Source organism: Streptomyces sp. NPDC020192 (assembly GCF_044388685.1).
Classification (GTDB): domain Bacteria; phylum Actinomycetota; class Actinomycetes; order Streptomycetales; family Streptomycetaceae; genus Streptomyces.
Window position 1 is genome coordinate 1 of record NZ_JBIRXG010000023.1, and the last position, 18,703, is coordinate 18,703.

Annotated in this window: 20 protein-coding genes and 1 pseudogene; 6 read left to right on the forward strand and 15 right to left on the reverse strand. The window is 71.7% G+C overall.

Annotation, left to right across the window (positions count from 1 at the left end):
- The 4 genes and pseudogenes from ACH47Z_RS34600 to ACH47Z_RS34615 form a co-directional block, all read right to left on the reverse strand.
- Positions 1-380: pseudogene (locus ACH47Z_RS34600) on the reverse strand (histidine kinase); the annotation flags it as partial.
- Positions 381-574: 194 nt separating this feature from the next.
- Positions 575-1,339: a DUF3710 domain-containing protein gene (locus ACH47Z_RS34605; protein WP_399080904.1), complete on the reverse strand. Its 765-nt coding sequence runs from the start codon at positions 1,337-1,339 to the stop codon at positions 575-577.
- A 1-nt stretch (position 1,340) separates the two neighbouring features.
- Complete coding sequence (dut, locus tag ACH47Z_RS34610; RefSeq protein ID WP_399080906.1) at positions 1,341-1,892, reverse strand: dUTP diphosphatase; 552 nt, start codon at positions 1,890-1,892, stop codon at positions 1,341-1,343.
- Entirely contained in the window at positions 1,889-2,473 is a 585-nt protein-coding gene (locus tag ACH47Z_RS34615; protein ID WP_399080908.1) for a PaaI family thioesterase, read from the reverse strand. Before ACH47Z_RS34615 ends, dut begins: the two co-directional genes overlap by 4 nt.
- 113 nt (positions 2,474-2,586) lie before the next feature.
- Between ACH47Z_RS34615 and ACH47Z_RS34620 the strand changes: the two genes are divergently transcribed.
- Positions 2,587-3,051, forward strand: a complete 465-nt coding sequence (locus ACH47Z_RS34620; RefSeq protein ID WP_399080910.1) for a DUF3093 domain-containing protein — start codon at positions 2,587-2,589, stop codon at positions 3,049-3,051.
- On the opposite strand, the gene ACH47Z_RS34625 is transcribed toward ACH47Z_RS34620, so the two are convergent.
- The 4 genes from ACH47Z_RS34625 to ACH47Z_RS34640 all read right to left on the reverse strand — a co-directional run bounded on the left by ACH47Z_RS34625 (position 3,048) and on the right by ACH47Z_RS34640 (position 6,587).
- Entirely contained in the window at positions 3,048-3,977 is a 930-nt protein-coding gene (locus tag ACH47Z_RS34625; RefSeq protein ID WP_399080912.1) for a hypothetical protein, read from the reverse strand. The genes ACH47Z_RS34620 and ACH47Z_RS34625 overlap by 4 nt on opposite strands.
- 13 nt (positions 3,978-3,990) lie before the next feature.
- A complete protein-coding gene (locus ACH47Z_RS34630) occupies positions 3,991-4,287 on the reverse strand; it encodes a DUF4193 domain-containing protein (RefSeq protein ID WP_003997302.1) in 297 nt (98 codons plus the stop codon).
- Between the two features lie 392 nt (positions 4,288-4,679).
- Positions 4,680-5,927: a sensor histidine kinase gene (locus ACH47Z_RS34635; RefSeq protein WP_399080914.1), complete on the reverse strand. Its 1,248-nt coding sequence runs from the start codon at positions 5,925-5,927 to the stop codon at positions 4,680-4,682.
- Positions 5,928-5,933: 6 nt separating this feature from the next.
- Entirely contained in the window at positions 5,934-6,587 is a 654-nt protein-coding gene (locus ACH47Z_RS34640) for a response regulator transcription factor (protein ID WP_003993508.1), read from the reverse strand.
- A gap of 419 nt (positions 6,588-7,006) precedes the next feature.
- Here ACH47Z_RS34640 and ACH47Z_RS34645 point away from each other — a divergent pair, with 419 nt between their 5' ends.
- Entirely contained in the window at positions 7,007-7,180 is a 174-nt protein-coding gene (locus ACH47Z_RS34645) for a hypothetical protein (RefSeq protein ID WP_167357479.1), read from the forward strand.
- A gap of 86 nt (positions 7,181-7,266) precedes the next feature.
- On the opposite strand, the gene ACH47Z_RS34650 is transcribed toward ACH47Z_RS34645, so the two are convergent.
- The gene (locus ACH47Z_RS34650) at positions 7,267-8,082 is read right to left on the reverse strand and encodes an inositol monophosphatase family protein (protein WP_399080916.1); all 816 of its coding nucleotides are present in this window, start codon (positions 8,080-8,082) and stop codon (positions 7,267-7,269) included.
- A gap of 8 nt (positions 8,083-8,090) precedes the next feature.
- The gene (locus ACH47Z_RS34655) at positions 8,091-9,218 is read right to left on the reverse strand and encodes a ferrochelatase (RefSeq protein WP_399080918.1); all 1,128 of its coding nucleotides are present in this window, start codon (positions 9,216-9,218) and stop codon (positions 8,091-8,093) included.
- Between the two features lie 172 nt (positions 9,219-9,390).
- On the opposite strand from ACH47Z_RS34655, the gene ACH47Z_RS34660 reads away from it, so the two are divergent.
- Positions 9,391-10,629, forward strand: coding sequence for an MFS transporter (locus tag ACH47Z_RS34660; protein ID WP_399080920.1), 1,239 nt, complete (start codon positions 9,391-9,393; stop codon positions 10,627-10,629).
- Positions 10,589-11,908: a D-arabinono-1,4-lactone oxidase gene (locus ACH47Z_RS34665; RefSeq protein WP_399080922.1), complete on the forward strand. Its 1,320-nt coding sequence runs from the start codon at positions 10,589-10,591 to the stop codon at positions 11,906-11,908. The genes ACH47Z_RS34660 and ACH47Z_RS34665 overlap by 41 nt, the downstream gene beginning before the upstream one ends.
- Here ACH47Z_RS34665 and ACH47Z_RS34670 read toward each other — a convergent pair.
- Positions 11,832-12,545: a hypothetical protein gene (locus ACH47Z_RS34670; RefSeq protein WP_399080924.1), complete on the reverse strand. Its 714-nt coding sequence runs from the start codon at positions 12,543-12,545 to the stop codon at positions 11,832-11,834. The genes ACH47Z_RS34665 and ACH47Z_RS34670 overlap by 77 nt on opposite strands.
- Before the next feature lie 478 nt (positions 12,546-13,023).
- Between ACH47Z_RS34670 and sepH the strand changes: the two genes are divergently transcribed.
- Positions 13,024-14,064 carry a septation protein SepH gene (gene sepH, locus ACH47Z_RS34675; protein ID WP_399080926.1) on the forward strand — a complete coding sequence of 347 codons (1,041 nt, stop codon included), beginning with the start codon at positions 13,024-13,026 and terminating at the stop codon, positions 14,062-14,064.
- Between the two features lie 59 nt (positions 14,065-14,123).
- On the opposite strand, the gene ACH47Z_RS34680 is transcribed toward sepH, so the two are convergent.
- Positions 14,124-14,975 carry a sulfurtransferase gene (locus tag ACH47Z_RS34680; protein WP_399080928.1) on the reverse strand — a complete coding sequence of 284 codons (852 nt, stop codon included), beginning with the start codon at positions 14,973-14,975 and terminating at the stop codon, positions 14,124-14,126.
- Positions 14,976-15,296: 321 nt separating this feature from the next.
- Between ACH47Z_RS34680 and ACH47Z_RS34685 the strand changes: the two genes are divergently transcribed.
- Complete coding sequence (locus ACH47Z_RS34685) at positions 15,297-16,088, forward strand: VOC family protein (RefSeq protein WP_399080930.1); 792 nt, start codon at positions 15,297-15,299, stop codon at positions 16,086-16,088.
- 22 nt (positions 16,089-16,110) lie between these two features.
- Here the strand turns inward: ACH47Z_RS34685 and ACH47Z_RS34690 are convergent, their stop codons facing one another.
- From ACH47Z_RS34690 to ACH47Z_RS34700, 3 genes are read right to left on the reverse strand one after another with little or no spacing between them, the layout of a single operon-like run.
- Positions 16,111-16,761, reverse strand: coding sequence for a thymidine kinase (locus ACH47Z_RS34690; protein ID WP_399080931.1), 651 nt, complete (start codon positions 16,759-16,761; stop codon positions 16,111-16,113).
- A gap of 56 nt (positions 16,762-16,817) precedes the next feature.
- Positions 16,818-18,008, reverse strand: a complete 1,191-nt coding sequence (locus tag ACH47Z_RS34695) for an alkaline phosphatase family protein (protein ID WP_399080933.1) — start codon at positions 18,006-18,008, stop codon at positions 16,818-16,820.
- Positions 18,008-18,595, reverse strand: a complete 588-nt coding sequence (locus ACH47Z_RS34700) for a DUF5998 family protein (RefSeq protein ID WP_399080935.1) — start codon at positions 18,593-18,595, stop codon at positions 18,008-18,010. The genes ACH47Z_RS34695 and ACH47Z_RS34700 overlap by 1 nt, the downstream gene beginning before the upstream one ends.
- Positions 18,596-18,703 lie beyond the last annotated feature (108 nt).

Genomic DNA, 18,703 nt, shown 5'->3' on the forward strand with positions numbered 1-18,703 from the left:
TGCTGGATGTTGACGGTCGAGACCACGTCGACCCCGGCGGCGAGCAGCTCCTCCACGTCCTGCCAGCGCTTGGCGTTGCGCGAGCCGGGGACGTTGGTGTGGGCGAGTTCGTCCACCAGGGCCACGGCGGGCGCCCGGCGCAGTACGGCGTCCACGTCCATCTCGCCGAAGACCGCGTCCCGGTACTCCAGCCGCTTGCGCGGGACCTGCTCCAGACCGTGCAGCATCACCTCGGTACGCGGCCGGGCGTAGTGCTCCACGTAGGCCACGACACAGTCGGTGCCCCGCTCCACACGCCGGTGTCCCTCGGACAGCATGGCGTAGGTCTTGCCCACACCCGGTGCCGCGCCGAGATAGATCCGAAGCTTGCCGCGTGCCATGGCTCCATTGTCTTCCGGTGACTGCTGCGTACGCTTCGTCGACCTTACGGCCAACAATCACGGCAAACGGGACAGTGGGGTGGGCAGCGGGCAACTTTGACGCGACTCTGATGACGGCTCCCGCCGCCCGCACAGGTGCGGTCACATGGGAAAGGGCCGTACCCCGGGAGTACGGCCCTTCGTCGGCTACGAGGCTACCGGACCTCGGTGATCTCCGGGCCCCGCTCCAGCTGGCCCATGCCGCCGGAGAAGCGGGACTCCTCCTGCTGCACGCCCTCGGGGACCATCTGCGCGTCGTTGGGCAGCTTGAGGACGATCGGGTCGCGGGGCGCCATCGGGCCCTCGCCGCGGACCACGACCGTGTCGCGGAAGATCTGCTCCAGCAGACCCGCGGCCTGCGGCTGTACGGCGCCCTGCCCGGAGATCACACCGCGCAGGAACCAGCGCGGGCCGTCCACGCCGACGAACCGCACGACCTGGAAGCCGCCGGTGCCGTCGGGCAGCTGCACCGGCACCTGCGCCCGCAGCTCCCACCCCAGCGGCCCCTCGACCTCGTCGATGATGCCACCCTGCTGGGTGATGCCGGCCCCGATCTCCTCGCGAACCTCGCCCCAGATGCCCTCGCGCTTGGGCGCGGCGAAGGCCTGGAGCTGGATGGCGCTGTCGCGCAGCACGACGGTGGCGGCGACGATCGCGTCACCGGCGACCTCGACCCGCAGCTCCATGCCGTCCACGCCGGGGACGAACAGCCCGCCGAGGTCCACGCGGCCTTCGGCCGCGTCGCGCACCTCGGTGCTGTCCCAGGGCCCGTCGGGCCGGGGCCCGGGCTCCAGCCGGACGCGCTCGCGCTCGGCCTCTTCTTCTTCCTCGTCCGCCTCGGTGTCGACGCTGTCGACGACCTGCTCGGCCTCGCCGGCCGCGTCCTCGGCGGCACCCTTCTTCTTGCGACGTCCGAACACGTCACTGTCCTTCCCGGTCGGATACGACCGAAGCGTATCGATTCCCACCCGTCGGACCGCCTACGGCGGCCTGACCGCTTGTGCCGCACTCGCCGCCCACCGCGGCATGACCACCGGTGGACCCGAAGCCCCCTTCGGCCCGCGCCGAGTCGGGAAGCTCCGCGACCTCCTGGAAGCGGACCCTCTCGACCTGCTGGACGACCAGTTGGGCAATCCGGTCGAAGCGCTCGAACCGCACGGACTCGCGCGGGTCGAGATTCACCACGATCACCTTGATCTCCCCACGGTACCCGGCATCAACCGTCCCCGGAGCATTCACGAGGGCGACACCGCAGCGGGCGGCCAGACCGGAGCGTGGGTGCACGAAGGCCGCGTACCCCTCAGGAAGGGCGATTGACACTCCCGTGGGCAGCACGGCCCGCTCACCGGGCTTCAGCTCGGCGGCCTCGGTGGTGCGCAGATCGGCTCCGGCGTCCCCGGGGTGCTCGTACGCCGGAAGCGGTACGTCGGGGTCGACGCGGCGGAGCAGCACGTTCAGGGGGTCACGGCTCACGGGTTCACCTCGAAGGCGCGGGTGCGCCGGATCTGGTCCGGGTCGCTCATGGCGGCCTGGATCTCCTCCCGGCGGCCGTGGTCGATGAAGTGGTCGACCTTCACCTCGACGAAGAGGGCGTCGGCGCGGACGGCGACGGGCCCGCCGGGGCCGCCGATGCGTCCGGTGGCCGTGGAGTAGATCTTCCGCCCCGCCACGGCGGTGACCTCGGCCACCAGGTGCAGCACGGTGCCGACGGGAACGGGCCGGACGAAGTCGGTCTCCAGGCGTCCCGTCACGGCGATGGTCCGCAGCAGCCAGTTCAGCGAGCCGAGCGTCTCGTCCAGGGCCGTGGCCAGCACTCCGCCGTGCGCCAGACCGGGGGCGCCCTGGTGGGCGGGCTGGACGGTGAACTCGGCGGTCAGCGAGACGCCCTCGCCGGCGCGCGCCTCCAGGTGCAGCCCGTGCGACTGTCCGGGGCCACAACCGAAACAGTGTTCGTAGTGGGCACCGAGAAGCTCCCCGGGCGCTGGCGCGTCGGGGTGCCGTACCGGTTTCATCGCGTCGGCGGGGGGCTGAAGGCTTGCGGAACTACCACTCACAGGCGCAGACCTTACCCGCCCGCCCGTCACCCACCACCGCCCTGCCGGACAGCGCTTCGCGCCGGCTCCCCCTGATAGCGGCCATGTACCGATCCCGTGCCAAGCTTGGCTTCATGCAGCTCCCCGCCACCCCGTACGAAGAACGCCTCACCGCCCCCCGCTCGTGGTGGTTCATCAGCTTCCTCGTGGGCGTCTCGTTCGCCCTGATCCTGCTTCCCTTCGGCACCCTGCCGCTGCTCGGCGGCCTGGTCGGCGGTACGGCGGCCGCGGCGGTGGTCGCGAGCGCGTACGGCTCGCCGCGCATCCGCGTGGTGGGCGACTCACTGATCGCGGGCGAGGCGAAGATCCCGGTGTCGGCGCTCGGTGAGTCGGAGGTGCTGGACCCGGAGGAGGCCCGCGCCTGGCGTACGTACAAGGCCGACACGCGCGCGTTCCTGCTGCTGCGCGCCTACATCCCCACGGCGCTGCGGGTGGAGGTCACCGACCCCGCGGACCCGACGCCGTACCTGTACCTGTCGACACGGGAGCCGGAGCGGCTGGCGGCGGCGATCGCGGCGGCGCGGACGGCGGCGGCCTAGGGTTCGAATCCCCCGAGCTCGTCGGGAAGGTCGCGGAGCTTCAGGGGCTCCGCCGGCTTCTCCAGGGGCGGTAGCTCGGGCAGCTCGTCCCAGGACACCTGGATCTTGCGCAGGTCGGTGCGGATGTGGGCGGCGAGCGTTCTGGTGTCCCGGCGGTTCATGACCGCGCCGACAGCCGCGCCCACCATGAACGGCATGAGGTTGGGCAGGTCCCGGACCACGCGCTTCATGATCCGCTGGCGCAGTTCGCGCTTCACGCGCCCGCCGAGGGCGGCGTCGTACGTCGACGGCTTCAGCACGTCGATCCCGCGCTCCCCCGACCAGGAGGACAGGTACGCGGTGCTGCGGTTCTTGAGGTTTCCGAGCGGGCGTACGCCGTAGACCTCGTGGAGTTCGGCGACGAGCTTCAGCTCGATCGCGGCGACCGTGGTGATCTCCGCGGCCAGTTCGGTCGGCATGGCGGGCGGCACGGGAAGCATGGCCACCGCTCCGATCCCGGCCCCGACCGTCGAGGTCCCGGCCGCGGCCCCCGCCACGAGCTTGTCGGCGAGTTCTTCGGGGCCGAGGCCCGGGAACTGCCTGCGCAGGGTCGCGAGGTCGCGTACGGGGACACGCGGGGCGATCTCGATGATCCGGTCCGTCAGGTACGCCAGCCCCGCGCGGGCGTGGCTGCCGCCCTTCCGGACCCCTTCCCGGGCCATGTCCCGGGCTTTGTCACGCACCACCGCGGCCCGTCGCCTGGCGACGGGCGCGGGCTGCCGCACCGGCGCCGGGACGTCGTCCCGGTCGTCCACCGGTGCGAGCGAGGCTCCCCTGCCGGATGAGCCCCGCTCCTGTTCACGCGCGCCGTGCGGGCCGTCGGACGGCCCTGGGTCCGCTTGCCCCGGAGGGAAGCGGCGCTTCCGGGGAGGGGTCGAGCCAGACATGGCCGACCCGTCCTCAGTCGCAGTCGCGGCAGATCGGCTGACCGTTCTTCTCGCGGGCCAGCTGGCTGCGGTGATGCACCAGGAAGCAGCTCATGCAGGTGAACTCGTCCTGCTGCTTGGGCAGCACCCGGACGGCCAGCTCCTCGTTCGAGAGGTCGGCTCCGGGCAGCTCGAGTCCCTCGGCGGCCTCGAACTCGTCGACGTCCACCGACGAGGTGGACTTGTCGTTCCGCCGGGCCTTCAGCTCTTCAAGGCTGTCCGAGTCGACGTCGTCGTCGGTCTTGCGTGGAGTGTCGTAATCGGTTGCCATATCGCTCTCCCCCTCTGGGTGTCTGCGGTGTCTCCAGCGCACGTAACGCGTGAGAGGCCGGACTTGTGCCCGACCTGAGGCGGAGATTTTGCCTCACATCAAGGTCTGTTACTCAATCGACACCCAACCCGACCTCTCAAGAGTGATCGGCTTGGATGGCGGTGAGGACCGTACACGGTTCGAATGTCGCACCTCAAAGGCGCCTCACCGTGTACTTCCCGTGATCAAGTACCCTGAAAACCAGGACTTTCCCGGCTTTCCACCTTGTGTCATGATCACAGAGAGTACATGGCTGAAAATCCGCCCATGTGATTGATCACACAGGAAGAACCTCGCGAGGGGTCCTGAAAATTCCGCGCAAAGCGAACATCCTCCGCGTGTGTCGGTCCTGATCACAACGGCATGGTGACGCGCATCACCAGGCCACCGCCCTCGCGGGGCTGCGCCGCGATGTGACCGCCGTGCGCGCGGGCCACCGACCGGACGATGGACAGGCCGAGGCCGACGCCCTTGTCGCTGCCCGTGCGCTCCGTACGCAGCCGCCGGAAGGGCTCGAAGAGGTTGTCGATCTCGTACGCCGGCACCACCGGCCCGGTGTTCGTGACGGTCAGCACCGCCTGTCCGTGCTGGACCTCGGTGGTCACCTCGACCCAGCCGTCCTCGGACACGTTGTACCGCACCGCGTTCTGCACCAGGTTCAGCGCGATCCGCTCCAGCAGCACGCCATTGCCCTGCACCACGGCGGGCTTGCGGGCCCCGCGGATCTCCACACCCTTGGCCTCGGCCTCGGCGTGCACCTGGTCGATGGCCTGGGTGGCGACCTCGGCCAGGTCGACCGGCTTGCGCTCGACGATCTGGTTGTCGCTGCGGGCGAGCAGCAGCAGGCCCTCGACCAGCTGTTCGCTGCGCTCGTTGGTGGCGAGCAGGGTCTTGCCGAGCTGTTGAAGTTCCACCGGCGCGTTCGGGTCCGACAGATGCACTTCGAGGAGCGTGCGGTTGATCGCGAGCGGGGTGCGCAGCTCGTGGGAGGCGTTGCCCACGAAGCGCTGCTGGGCGGTGAAGGCCCGTTGCAGCCGCTCCAGCATGTCGTCGAAGGTGTCGGCCAGCTCCTTCAGCTCGTCGTCCGGGCCGTCCAGCTCGATCCGGCGGGACAGGTCCGAACCGGCCACCTGCCGGGCGGTGCGGGTGATCCGGCCGAGCGGGGACAGCACGCGGCCGGCCATCGCGTAACCGAACGCGAAGGCGATCACGGCGAGGCCCAGCAGGGCCAGCAGCGAGCGGCTGAGCAGGTCGTCCAGGGCCGCCTGGCGTTGCTGGTCCACACAGTGGGCGATCGCGTCGTTGAAGTCCGACAGCGGCAGGCTGGTGGTGTTGATCGCGGGGCACTTGCCGCTGGAGACCTGCAGCTTGTCGAAGCTGACGATCTTGAACAGCGGCTGGTTGCCGGTGCTGATCGCCTGTGCGGCCAGCAGGTAGATGATCGACAGCAGCAGGATGCCGGCGATCAGGAACATGCCGCCGTACAGCAGCGTGAGCCGTATGCGGATGGTGGGGCGCAGCCAGGGGAACGGGGGCTGCGGTCTCCTGGGGTCCCAGGTGGGCTTCGGCGGCGCCTGAGGGGGCGCGGGTGTCGCGGCCACGGCGGATCAGATCCGGTAGCCGGAGCCGGGCACGGTGACGATGACCGGCGGCTCGCCCAGCTTGCGGCGCAGCGTCATGACCGTCACGCGCACCACGTTGGTGAACGGGTCGGTGTTCTCGTCCCAGGCCTTCTCCAGCAGCTGCTCGGCCGAGACGACCGCGCCCTCGCTGCGCATCAGGACCTCCAGGACGGCGAACTCCTTGGGCGCGAGCTGGACCTCCTTGCCGTCGCGGAAGACCTCACGGCGGTTGGGGTCGAGCTTGATGCCGGCGCGCTCCAGGACGGGCGGCAGGGGCACGCTGGTACGACGGCCGAGGGCGCGCACGCGCGCGATCAGCTCGCTGAACGCGAAGGGCTTGGGCAGATAGTCGTCGGCGCCGATCTCCAGGCCCTCGACACGGTCGCTGACGTCGCCGGACGCGGTGAGCATGAGTACGCGCGTGGGCATGCCCAGCTCGACGATCTTGCGGCAGACGTCGTCGCCGTGCACCAGCGGGAGGTCGCGGTCGAGGACGACCACGTCGTAGTCGTTGACGCCGATGCGCTCCAGGGCGGCCGCACCGTCGTACACGACGTCGACGGCCATGGCCTCCCGGCGCAGTCCGGTGGCCACCGCATCGGCGAGCAGCTGCTCGTCCTCGACGACGAGTACGCGCACGTCGCTTGTCCTTCCTCAGGTCCACCCGCGTAGCGCGCCGTGAGCGCGTGCGAGCAGGGGTCTTCGTGGGGTGTGACCTCCATCCTGCCCTTTTCGGCCGTAAGTCGGCTGTAAGGCGGGTTGCGGACCGCACGGACCGGCGTTCCGGGGCGGGAATACGAGATTTTCTCCTCCGGTTGAGGTTTCCGGGTGAGGGAGCGGGGGGAGGACGGCTTTACACCCCGCGATCACGCTCTGCATGTGCCGCAGCACCATGCGGCACTTCGCCCACCGCTTCACGCAGAGCGGGCGTGGGTGTCCGGCACCGTCGCCGCCCGGCCAGGGCAGCGCTGGGCACCCGCGAGAGCCGTGATCGCCCCTTTCCCGAACGGCACACCCCCGTGCCACCGACCCACGACCCAAGGACGAGGGGGCGCAGCATGGACGCTTTCACCGCAGGACTTCTGCAGCGCATAAGGACGACCGAGTCCGACCTGTCGCGGGCTCGTGACGAGGGCGACGACTTCCTCGTCGAGGTGGAGCAGGCAGAGCTCGACGACCTGCGACGCCTCGCCGCCGAACACGGTGTGGAGGTCGGCGCGTCACGCGTCTGATCGGCCTGAAAGCGCAGACAGCGGGACCCCCGGCGAATCCAGCGCCGGGGGTCCTGGTGTGTCCTGTCTGTCCGGGGGTACCGGGGCTAGTCGTGCCAGGCCCCGAAGTCCTCCAGCAGCCGCTGGAGAGGCTCGAAGACGCCCGGCGTACCGGCGACCGTCAGATCGCGCGACAGGCGCTCTCCCGGCCGCCCACCGACCAGCGCGCCGGCCTCCCGGGCGATCAGGTCACCGGCCGCGAAGTCCCATGCGTTGAGCCCGCGCTCGTAGTACCCGTCCAGCCGGCCGCAGGCCACGTCGCACAGGTCGATCGCGGCCGAGCCGCCGCGCCGGATGTCGCGCAGCAGCGGGATCAGCCGGGCGGCCACCTCGGCCTGGTGGGTGCGGACCTCGGTGACGTAGTTGAAGCCGGTGGAGACCAGCGCCTGGTCCAGCGGGGGCGCGGGGCGGCAGGCCAGCGCCCGCTCGCCCTCCCACGCGCCGGTCGCCCAGGCACCGCCGCCGCGCACGGCGTGGTACGTCTCCCCGCGCATCGGCGCCGCGACGACCCCGGCGACGGTCTCACCGTCCTGCTGCGCGGCGATGGACACGGCCCACGTCGGCAGTCCGTACAGGTAGTTGACGGTGCCGTCGAGCGGGTCGATGACCCAGCGGACCCCGCTCGTGCCCTCGACGGAGGCGCCCTCCTCGCCGAGGAAGCCGTCGTCGGGCCGCCGGCCGGCGATCAGGTCGGTGATCAGCTTCTCCGCCGCGATGTCCATCTCGGTGACGACGTCGATCGGGCTGGACTTGGTCTTCGCCACGGCCAGGTCGGCCGGGCGGCCGTCGCGCAGCAGTTCTCCGGCGCGGCGGGCGGCCTCCCGGGCCAGCTCCAGCAGGTCCCTGTACAGGGGGTCGGTCACGGGTCTCCTCACGCGTAGGGGCTGTCGGCTCCGGCGGCGGCCGGGTGGGGCGCACGGGCGGGGCAGCAGCCGACCGGGCAGAGGTTGTGGCTCGCGCCCAGCGCGCCCAGGGCGCAGGGGGTGACCTCCTGGCCGCGCTCCACGGCGGCGCGCTCGGTGATCAGCTCGCGGACGGCGGCGGCGAAGCGGGGGTCGGCGCCGACCGTGGCCGAGCGGCGCGCCGGCAGGCCCAGCTCCTCGGCCTTGGCCTTGGCCTCGGTGTCGAGGTCGTAGAGGACCTCCATGTGGTCGGAGACGAAGCCGATGGGCGCCATGACGACGGCCGGGACCCCCGCCGCGTGCCGCTCCTCCAGGTGGTCGCAGATGTCCGGCTCGAGCCACGGGATGTGCGGGGCGCCGGAACGCGACTGGTAGACGAGCCGCCAGGGGTGGCCCACGCCGGTGCGCTCGCGGACGGCGTCGGCGATCAGCTGGGCCACGTCCAGGTGCTGCTCGACGTACGCGCCGCCCTCGCCGTGCGTCTCGACGGGGCCGGAGGTGTCGGCGGCGGAGGTCGGGATGGAGTGGGTGGTGAAGGCGATGTGGGCGCCCGCGCGGACGTCCTCGGGGAGGTCGGCGAGGGACCGCAGCACGCCGTCGACCATGGGCTCGACGAAGCCGGGGTGGTTGAAGTAGTGCCGCAGCTTGTCGATCTTCGGCAGCTCCAGGCCCTCGGCCTCCAGTGCGGCCAGCGCGTCGGCGAGGTTCTCGCGGTACTGCCGGCAGCCCGAGTAGGAGGCGTAGGCGCTGGTGGCGAGCACGAGGATGCGGCGGCGGCCGTCGGCGACCATCTCGCGCAGGGTGTCCGTCAGGTACGGCGCCCAGTTGCGGTTGCCCCAGTAGACCGGCAGGTCCAGGCCGTGCTCGGCGAAGTCCTTGCGCAGGGCGTCCAGCAGGGCGCGGTTCTGGTCGTTGATGGGGCTGACCCCGCCGAACAGGAAGTAGTGCTGCCCGACTTCCTTCAGGCGTTCCTTCGGGATACCCCGCCCGCGCGTGACGTTCTCCAGGAACGGGACCACGTCGTCCGGGCCTTCGGGGCCGCCGAAGGAGAGCAGGAGCAGGGCGTCGTAGGGGGTGGCATCGAGCGCGTCTGGCATGAGTCGATCCTGCCACCCGGTACTGACAGCTGGGCAACGGCGGGGTGACGAGTCGGGTTCCAGTCGGTTTATGGCGGTTTTTCCCCTGACGAAACAGGATGCAATTAGGGTCCCCTAACTCGTAATCTGTATCGGCCGCATTCGCGCCTTACCGAGCCGCTTCGGAGACCCCGTGCCCAGCCCCTACAGAGCCCTGTTCAGCGAGCCCGGCACCAGGGCGTTCTCCGCCGCGGGATTCCTCGGCCGGATGCCGCTGTCGATGATGGGCATCGGCGTGGTCACGATGATCTCCCAGCTGACCGGCCGGTACGGCCTCGCCGGCGCGCTCTCGGCCACCATCGCGCTGTCCGCCGCGGCGATCGGGCCGCAGATCTCCCGGCTGGTCGACCGGCACGGCCAGCGCCGGGTGCTGCGCCCGGCGACCCTGGTCGCGCTCACGGCGGCGGCCGGGCTGCTGCTCGCCGCGCACCTGAGGTGGCCGGACTGGGTGCTGTTCGTGTGCGCCGCCGGGATCGGCTCCGTGCCGAGCCTGGGCGCGATGATCCGGGCCCGCTGGGCGGCCCTGTACCGCGGCACCCCGAAACTGCACACGGCATACTCGTTCGAGTCGGTCGTGGACGAGGTGTGCTTCATCTTCGGCCCGATCATTTCCATCGGCTTGTCCACCGCCTGGTTCCCGGAGGCCGGTCCGCTGCTGGCCGCCTGCTTCCTGGCGGCCGGCGTCTTCTGGCTCACCGCCCAGCGCGCCACCGAGCCCGAGCCGCATCCGCGCGAGCACCACGGCGGCGGTACGGCCCTGCGCTCGCCGGGGCTCCAGGTGCTGGTGGCCACCTTCGTGGCGACCGGCGCGATCTTCGGCGCTGTGGACGTGGTCACCGTCGCCTTCGCCGACGAGCGCGGCCACAAGGGCGCGGCCAGCGTCGTACTGGCGGTGTACGCGGCCGGTTCCTGTGTGGCCGGGGTGGTCTTCGGGCTGCTGCGGTTCGCCGGGGCGCCGGAACGCCGCTGGCTGCTGGGCGTGGCGGCGATGGCCGTGAGTATGATCCCCCTCCTACTGGTCGGAAACTTGCCGCTTCTGGCCGTGGCGCTGTTCGTTGCGGGGCTGTCCATCGCGCCGACGATGATCACCACGATGTCCCTCATCGAAGAGCACGTACCTCGCGCGAAACTCACCGAGGGCATGACCTGGGTGAGCACCGGCCTCGCGGTCGGTGTCGCGCTCGGCTCGTCCGTGGCCGGCTCGGTGATCGACGTAGCCGGGGCGCGGGCCGGGTACGGGGTTCCGGCCGTGTCCGGGGCCGTCGCGGTCGCGGCCGGTTTCCTCGGGTACCGCCGGCTGCGCAGGCCGGCCGCGGGTCGGGGAGGCACCGTTGAGCAGCACAGCGAGCGGGAAGAACGGCACCTGGCGTAACTGGGGCGGTAACGTCGCCGCCCGGCCCGCCCGGCAGGTCACACCCGCCTCGGTGGAGGAGCTGGCCGAGGCGGTGCGCCGGGCCCGGGAGGACGGCCTGAAGGTCAAGGCGGTCGGTACGGGGCACTCGTTCACGTCGATCGCGGCCACCGACGGTGTGTTGATCCGCCCTCAACTGTTGACCGGCATCCGCACCATTGACCGGGAAGCCATGACCGTCACGGTCGAGGCGGGCACCCCGCTCAAGAGGCTCAATGCCGCTCTCGCGCGCGAGGGCCTGTCGCTCACCAACATGGGCGACATCATGGAGCAGACCGTCTCCGGGGCCACCAGCACCGGCACGCACGGCACGGGCCGCGAGTCCGCTTCGATCGCCGCTCAGATCACAGGGCTCGAACTCGTCACGGCCGACGGCTCGGTGCTCAGCTGCTCCGAGAAGGAGAATCCCGACGTCTTCGCGGCCGCCCGCATAGGTCTGGGCGCCCTCGGCATCGTCACCGCGATCACGTTCGCCGTGGAGCCCCTCTTCCTGCTCACCGCGCGCGAGGAACCGATGCCCTTCGAGCGGGTCCTCGACGAGTTCGACCAACTCTGGGCCGAGAACGAGCACTTCGAGTTCTACTGGTTCCCGCACACCGGCAACACCAACACCAAACGCAACAACCGCAGCGCGGGCCCGGAGCAGCCGGTGGGACAGCTGGCGGGCTGGTTCGAGGACGAGTTCCTCTCCAACGGCGTCTTCCAGGTGGCCCAGTGGGTCGGCCGCGCCGTCCCGCGGACCGTTCCCGTCATCGCCCAGGTCTCCAGCAAGGCGCTGTCCGCGCGGACGTACACGGACATCCCCTACAAGGTCTTCACCTCGCCCCGCCGGGTGCGCTTCGTGGAGATGGAGTACGCCGTGCCGCGCGCGGCCCTGGTGGAGACGCTGAGCGAGCTGAAGGCCATGGTCGACCGCTCGGGCCTGCGCGTCAGCTTCCCCGTCGAGGTGCGCACGGCCCCGGCCGACGACATCACCCTGTCCACCGCCTCCGGCCGGGACAGCGCCTACATCGCCGTCCACATGTTCCGGGGCACGCCGTACCAGGCCTACTTCACCGCCGCCGAGCGCATCTTCACCGCGCACGAGGGCCGGCCGCACTGGGGCAAGGTGCACACGCGGGACGCCGAGTACTTCACGCGCGTGTACCCGCGATTCGGCGAGTTCACTGCGCTGAGGGACCGCCTTGACCCGGATCGGCTGTTCCAGAACGACTACGTGCGGAGGGTTCTGGGGGCGTAGGCGTCGCGGCGGAGGCGCTGGGCGCGGGGGTCGGGGTGGCCGGGCCGTCGCTCGGCCGCCCGCTCGGGGAGGCGTCGGGCGTCGGGGTCGCGCTGTGTGTCGTACCGCCACCGGCGTCGGGCGGGTACGCGCGCCCGGAGGACGGCGCGTGCGAAGGGGCCGGTGTCTCCTCGGATGTGGAGGCCGCCGAACCCCGTCCGGTGACGGCGTCGCTGACCGTCGTACCCGTGCCGCCGCTGAAGCTGCTGCCGGAGACCATTTCGTACGCCGTGATGCCGGCCATCGTGACGCCGAAGACCAGTGCGGCCGCGGCCACCGGCCGCCGCCAGCTCTTCTTCACGCGCGCGCGGTAGACCGTCCCCTCGGTGAACTCCCCCGGAGGCGGTGGCACTTGTTCCCTGGGGCGGGTCGCGACCGTCGCCTCCCGCAGCTGCTCCCCGGTCCGCCTGAAGAAGTGCTGGAAGAGCGTGCCTCCGCAGGTGGCGACGACACTGACGACCCCGGCGCCGAGGATCGTGCCGTACACCCCGAAGTACGACGCGAGTCTGGCCGCCACGACCGCCGCGAGGGCGCTGCCCGCGACCTGGGGGACGCTCAGGTCGATCCGCTTGCGACCGGTATCGGGCGTCTCACGCATACCCGGAGCTTGCCCGCCTTTCCCGCACTTGATCGACATTGACTGACCGACTGCATGAGAAGGGACGCGCAACGGAAACCATTAGTTCCGTTTCTGGGGATTGCGTGAAGTTCGCCACGTTCATGATCGGCGAAACCGGTTGCCGAGCGCCAAGTCGCGGCCCTTGCCAGAAGTTGGGCGGCGCGCCCATCCACGCACATGGTCCAAATGGAGTACTGTTGCGAGCCCTGGGCCCGGTCTCCCACCAGGGTGTCCGGGGCCTTGCAGGACCGCCGGAGGGGGCTAGTTGCACAGGGTGACGGAGTTGGTCACTTAGCGTTGCGAACAGGTAACCGTGCCATAACGGCGGCCCAGGGCCCGTGCCCGACACGCCGGGCAACTCGGCAAGGTTGTGGCAGGCTGCACCCGGGCAGGCCACACTCGACTAGCGGAAGCAGCGACGCACGTGACGTCGGCAGGCACCACCCGGGAGGTCCCCATGCCCGAACTGCGTGTCGTGGCCGTCTCGAATGACGGCACACGGTTGGTGCTGAAGGCTGCCGACGCGACGGAGTACACCCTTCCGATCGACGAACGGCTGCGCGCCGCCGTACGCGGCGACCGGCCCCGCCTCGGCCAGATCGAGATCGAGGTCGAGAGCCATCTGCGCCCGCGTGACATCCAGGCGCGGATACGCGCGGGTGCCACCGCGGAAGAGGTCGCGCAGCTCGCCGGCATTCCCGTCGACCGGGTACGCCGGTTCGAGGGCCCCGTGCTGGCCGAGCGTGCCTTCATGGCCGAGCGCGCCCGCAAGACCCCGGTCCGCCGCCCCGGCGAGAACTCCGGCCCGCTGCTCGGCGAGGCCGTCCAGGAGCGGCTGTTGCTGCGCGGTGCCGAGAAGGACACCGTGCAGTGGGACTCCTGGCGCCGCGACGACGGCACCTGGGAGGTGCTCCTCGTCTACCGGGTCGCGGGCGAACCGCACTCGGCGAGCTGGACGTACGACCCGCCCCGGCGGCTCGTGCAGGCCGTGGACGCCGAGGCGCGCTCGCTGATCGGTGAGTCCGACGATCTCGCCGTACCCGAGCCGAGCTTCCCGTTCGTGCCGCGCATCGCCCGCCTGCCGCGCGAGCGTTCGATGGACCGTGCCCTCGACCGGGGCGAGCGCGAGCGGCCGAGCCTGCCGGCCCAGGCGTCCGAGCCCCCCGAGGAGACGACGGGGGAACGCGACTCGCTGACCAGCCTCCTGGAGGCCGTGCCGAGCTTCCGGGGCGACCTGGTGGTCCCGGAGCGCCCGGCGGAGGACGCGGAGAAGCCCGTCGACGAACCGGCGGCCGAGGAGCCGCCGGCGCCCGCCGCCTCGGCCGGTTCGGCCTACGCGGACGTCCTCATGCCGCGCTCCGTCGGCAGTCACCGCGACCGGCTCATCGGTGCCACCGACCGCCAGGCCGAGGCCGACGGCGTCCGCCCCGGCCGCCGCGCCGCCGTGCCGAGCTGGGACGAGATCGTGTTCGGCACGCGCCGCAAGAAGCAGGAGTAACGGGCCGTAGGAAACGGAAAACGGGGGCACGCGTGCGTGCCCCCGTTTTCCTGCAGCCGCTACTGCGGGTCCGCCCCCACCGCCACCGGGCGGTCCGGGTCGGAGGACCACTCGGACCACGAACCGACGTACAGGGCCGCCGGGATGCCCGCCACGGCCAGCGCGAGGACCTCGTGGGCGCCGGAGACGCCCGAACCGCAGTACACGCCCACCTCGGCGTCCGCCGCGACGCCCAGGGCCTTGAAGCGGTCGCGCAGTTCGGCCGCGGGCAGGAAGCGGCCGTCGGGGCCCACGTTCTCCGTCGTCGGCGCCGACACCGCGCCCGGAATGTGCCCGCCGACCCGGTCGATCGGCTCCACCTCGCCGCGGTACCGCTCCCCCGCGCGCGCGTCCAGCAGCACGCCCGTACGGGCCAGGGCGGCGGCCGCGTCCGCGTCCAGCAGTCCGCCGGCCGCGGGCTCCGGCCGGAAGTCACCCTCCGCCGGATCCTCGACCCGCGTGGACAGTTCGCCCTCCCAGGACGGCAACCCGCCGTCGAGGACCCGCACGTCCGGGTGACCCGTCCAGTGCAGCAGCCACCACGCACGCGCGGCCGCCCAGCCCTGGCCGCCGTCGTACACGACGACCGGGCGCCCCGCCGACACACCCGCGCGGCGCATCGCGGCGCCGAACTCCGCGAGGTCCGGCAGCGGATGGCGGCCGCTTCCCCCGGGTGCTGAGGCGAGCTCCCGGTCCAGGTCGACGAAGACCGCGCCGGGAATGTGCCCGGCGGCGTACTCGGCCCGCCCGTCGAAGGCCGGCGCGCCCGCCGCCTTCGCCACGCTCAGCTGCCAGCGCACGTCCAGCAGCACCGGCGGACGGTCGCCGGTCAGCTCATGCGCGAGATCGGTTGCGGTGATGATGGCGTTCATGGGGTCCATGCATACGCCAGGGGTGGCCGCGGCGTCCAGGTCCGGCTACTCTGCTCGGCCGGACAGGCTCGATCACGAGGGGTAGGGGATCGAGCACGTGCTGTACAGCCGACGGACACCCCCCGGCCACCGTCAGGAAGCGCCGAAAGTCGGCAGAACGGGCATCCTCCCGGAGGTGTCGCCGAGCGGCGGCCCGGTAAGGCCCGCCGCGGCGTGGAGGATGCGGGCACCGGCACGGGCGTGCCCGCCGCCGGCGTGGACACCCCTTGCGGGGAGCGGAAGCGACATGGCCACCACGAGGGGCCGGGGAGAGAGTGATCGATGACCGAGGCACGGGAGTCGGCCGGTCCGCACGTGCGGCGCGCGCCCGGCACGCCCTGCTGGGTGAGCCTGATGGCGCACGGGCTGGCCGCCACCGAGGAGTTCTACGGCGAGTTGTTCGGCTGGGAGTTCCGGCCGGGCCCGCAGCAGCTCGGCCCGTATGTGCGGGCGCTGCTCGACGGGCACGAGGTGGCCGGCATGGGCCAGCTGTCGCCGGACCACCGGCTGCCGATCGCCTGGACGCCGTACTTCGCCTCGGACGACGTGGACAGTACGGCCGACACGGTGCGGGAGTGCGGCGGCACGGTGGCGGTCGGCCCGCTGGACGCCGCCGAGGCCGGCCGGATGGCCATCGCCGCCGATCCCTCCGGGGCGGTGTTCGGCATCTGGCAGGGCTCCGCGCACCTCGGCACGGCGATCACCGGTGTGCCCGGTACGCCCGCCTGGAACGAGCTGGTGACGTTCGAGACGGAGAGCGTCGCCAAGTTCTACACGACCGTGTTCGGTTACGAGGCGGAGCCGGTGCTCTCCGCCGACTTCGACTACGTCACCCTGCGCCTCGGCGGGCGTCCGGTCGCCGGGCTGCACGGCGTGGGCCACGGCCTGCCCCGGGACCGGGGGCCGCACTGGCAGACGTACTTCGAGGTCACCGACGTCGATCTGACGCTGCGCCAGGTCACGGAGCTGGGCGGCCGGGTCGTCCGGAAGGCGCACGACAGCCCACACGGGCGCGTGGCGGCGGTGAGGGACCCTGAGGGCGCGGAGTTCCTGGTGCTCCAGGACCCGCGCTGAGCCCGCGCTGAGCCCTGGGGGTTCAGTGGGGCGCGACCGGCAGGACATCCGGGGACAGGGCCGCCGCGCGGGCCGACGCGGCGGTCATCCGGCGCCGGTGGTGGCGGCGGCACAGCACCTCGTAGCCGACCTCGCCGGTGGACTGGTCGACGTCGCCGACGACCACCTGGGCGCCCTCGACCACCATCTCGCCGCCTGTCGTGCGGGCGTTGTGCGTGGCGCGGGCGCCGCACCAGCACAGCGCCTCCACCTGGAGCACCTCGATGCGGTCGGCCAGCTCGACCAGCCGCTGCGAGCCGGGGAAGAGCTTGGTGCGGAAGTCCGTGGTGATCCCGAAGGCGTACACGTCCAGGCCGAGATCGTCCACCACGCGCGCGAGCTGGTCGATCTGCTCGGGCGCGAGGAACTGCGCCTCGTCCGCGATCACGTAATCGGCCCGGCGGCCCTGTGACAGGTGCTCCACGAGGTAGGCGTACAGGTCCTGGTCGTCCGCGACCTCCACGGCGTCGGTGACCAGGCCGAGCCGGGAGGACAGCTTGCCCTCGCCCGCGCGGTCGTTCCGGGTGAAGATCATCCCGACGAGGCCTCGCGCGGAGCGGTTGTGCTCGATCTGCAGAGCCAGCGTCGACTTCCCGCAGTCCATCGTTCCGGAGAAGAACACCAGCTCGGGCATGAGGAGTTGAGCACCTTTCGGCGAAGAGTCGGGTGAGTGGTCGCGGGGCGGCAGCGTCAGGAGCGTACTTCGAGCAGCGGAATCAGCTGCTCGGCGGGCGTCATCGAGCCGTGGTTGCCGGCCAGCGCCGACTCCTTGGGCTCCCGCTCGGTGGCGATGATCAGGACGTCGTCGTACGCGGCCGCGATCACGTCCCCGAGCCGGGCGTACACCCGCTCGTCGATGTGCGGCCCGAACCAGCCCGCCTCGATCGCCTCGTCCCGCGAGGCCACCCAGAACTGCTCGCCGAGCACCTCGCGCCAGCAGGCCAGTACGTCGTTCTCGGCGCCCGGCACCGCGTACACGTGCCGCGCCCGGCCCTCGCCGCCCAGCAGGGCGACCCCGGCGCGCAGCTCCCAGTCCGTGTCGAAGTCGAAGCGGTGCTCGTCGTCGAACGGGACGTCGACCATGCCGTGGTCGGCGGTGACGTAGAGCGCGCTGCGCGGCGGCAGTTGCTCGGCGAGGCGCTGGGCGAGCCGGTCGACGTACATCAGCTGGCCGCGCCAGGTGTCGGAAGCGACGCCGTAGCGGTGCCCGGAGCCGTCCAGCTCGGAGTAGTACGTGTAGACCAGCGAGCGGTCCCCGGCGGCCAGTTGCTCGGCGGCGACGTCCATGCGCTCCTCGCCGGTCAGCCGGCCGTGGAAGGTGCCGCCGCTGAGCGCGATCTTGGTGAGCGGGGTGCGCTCGAAGGCCGGCGAGGACACCTGGGCGGAGTGCACCCCGGCCTCGTGGGCCAGCTGGAAGACGGTGGGGTACGGCTGCCAGGGGCGCGGGTCGGTGTACGGCTGGAAGCGGAGCTGGTTCATCAGCTCGCCGGTGGCCGGGTTGCGCACGGTGTAGCCGGGCAGGCCGTGGGCGCCGGGCGGCAGGCCGGTGCCGACGGAGGCGAGGGAGGTCGCGGTGGTCGCCGGGTAGCCGGCGGTGAGCGGACGGCCGGTGCCGCCGCGCGAGCTGCCGAGCAGCGAGGTCAGGAAGGGGGCCTCGTCGGGGTGGGCCTTCAGTTGCTCCCAGCCGAGCCCGTCGACCAGGAAGACACAGACCCGGTCGGCCGCGGTCAGTTCCGGAATCGTGGCGGTCAGGCCGGGTACGCCCATCCCGGCGGCCAGGGTGGGCAGCAGATCGGCGAGGGAGCCGGTGCCGTACTCGGGCAGCGGCGCGGTGTCGAGGGCGAGCGGTTCCGGGTCGTCCCAGGTCGAGAGCTGGGACATCAGCGCGCGATGTCCGCGGTCGCCTCCGAGACGGCCTGCGCGAAGGCGAGCGTCTGGCGCACCGTCTCCGGGCCGTCCCCGGCCTCGCTGACGCGCAGGCTGAGGTCGTCCGCCGTGGAGCTGCCCGTGTAGCCGTGGTCGGCGTCGCAGTTGGGGTCTCCGCAGGCGGCGGGCTCCAGGTCGATGCGGCTGACCGCGCCCCAGCCGATGGTCAGCACGACCTCGCGGGGCAGGGTGCCCGGCGTGTACTGCTCGGGGTTCGCGACCACGCGGCTGACCACGACCGAGGAGATCCGGCCGAGCTTCACCGACTCGGTGGAGGTGGTGGCGTACGGCGTCGGGGAGGTGCTGTCGGCGGCCTGCTCGTCGGTGTGGCTGACGATGAAGCGGTTGCCGGTGAGAACGAGCACGGTCACATGCCGGCGCACCTCGTTCTGGTCGAACGTGGTCTCCTGGTGGACCAGGTACGACCGGATGGGCTCGCCGCCCACAGCGGCCTCCACCGCCTCGGCCACGAGGGCCGGGTAGTAGCCGCTGCGCTCGATCGCCGCGCGCAGCCCCTGGGTCGTCGTACTGGTCTTGGCCATGGCGTCCATCCTAATCCGTGGGCAAGGGCGCTCCGGGCCAGTCGCGGGGACCGGGGCGGCCAGCACGCGCGCGTGAGTGCCGGTTCTCGACCGGGTCAGGGCTCCTCA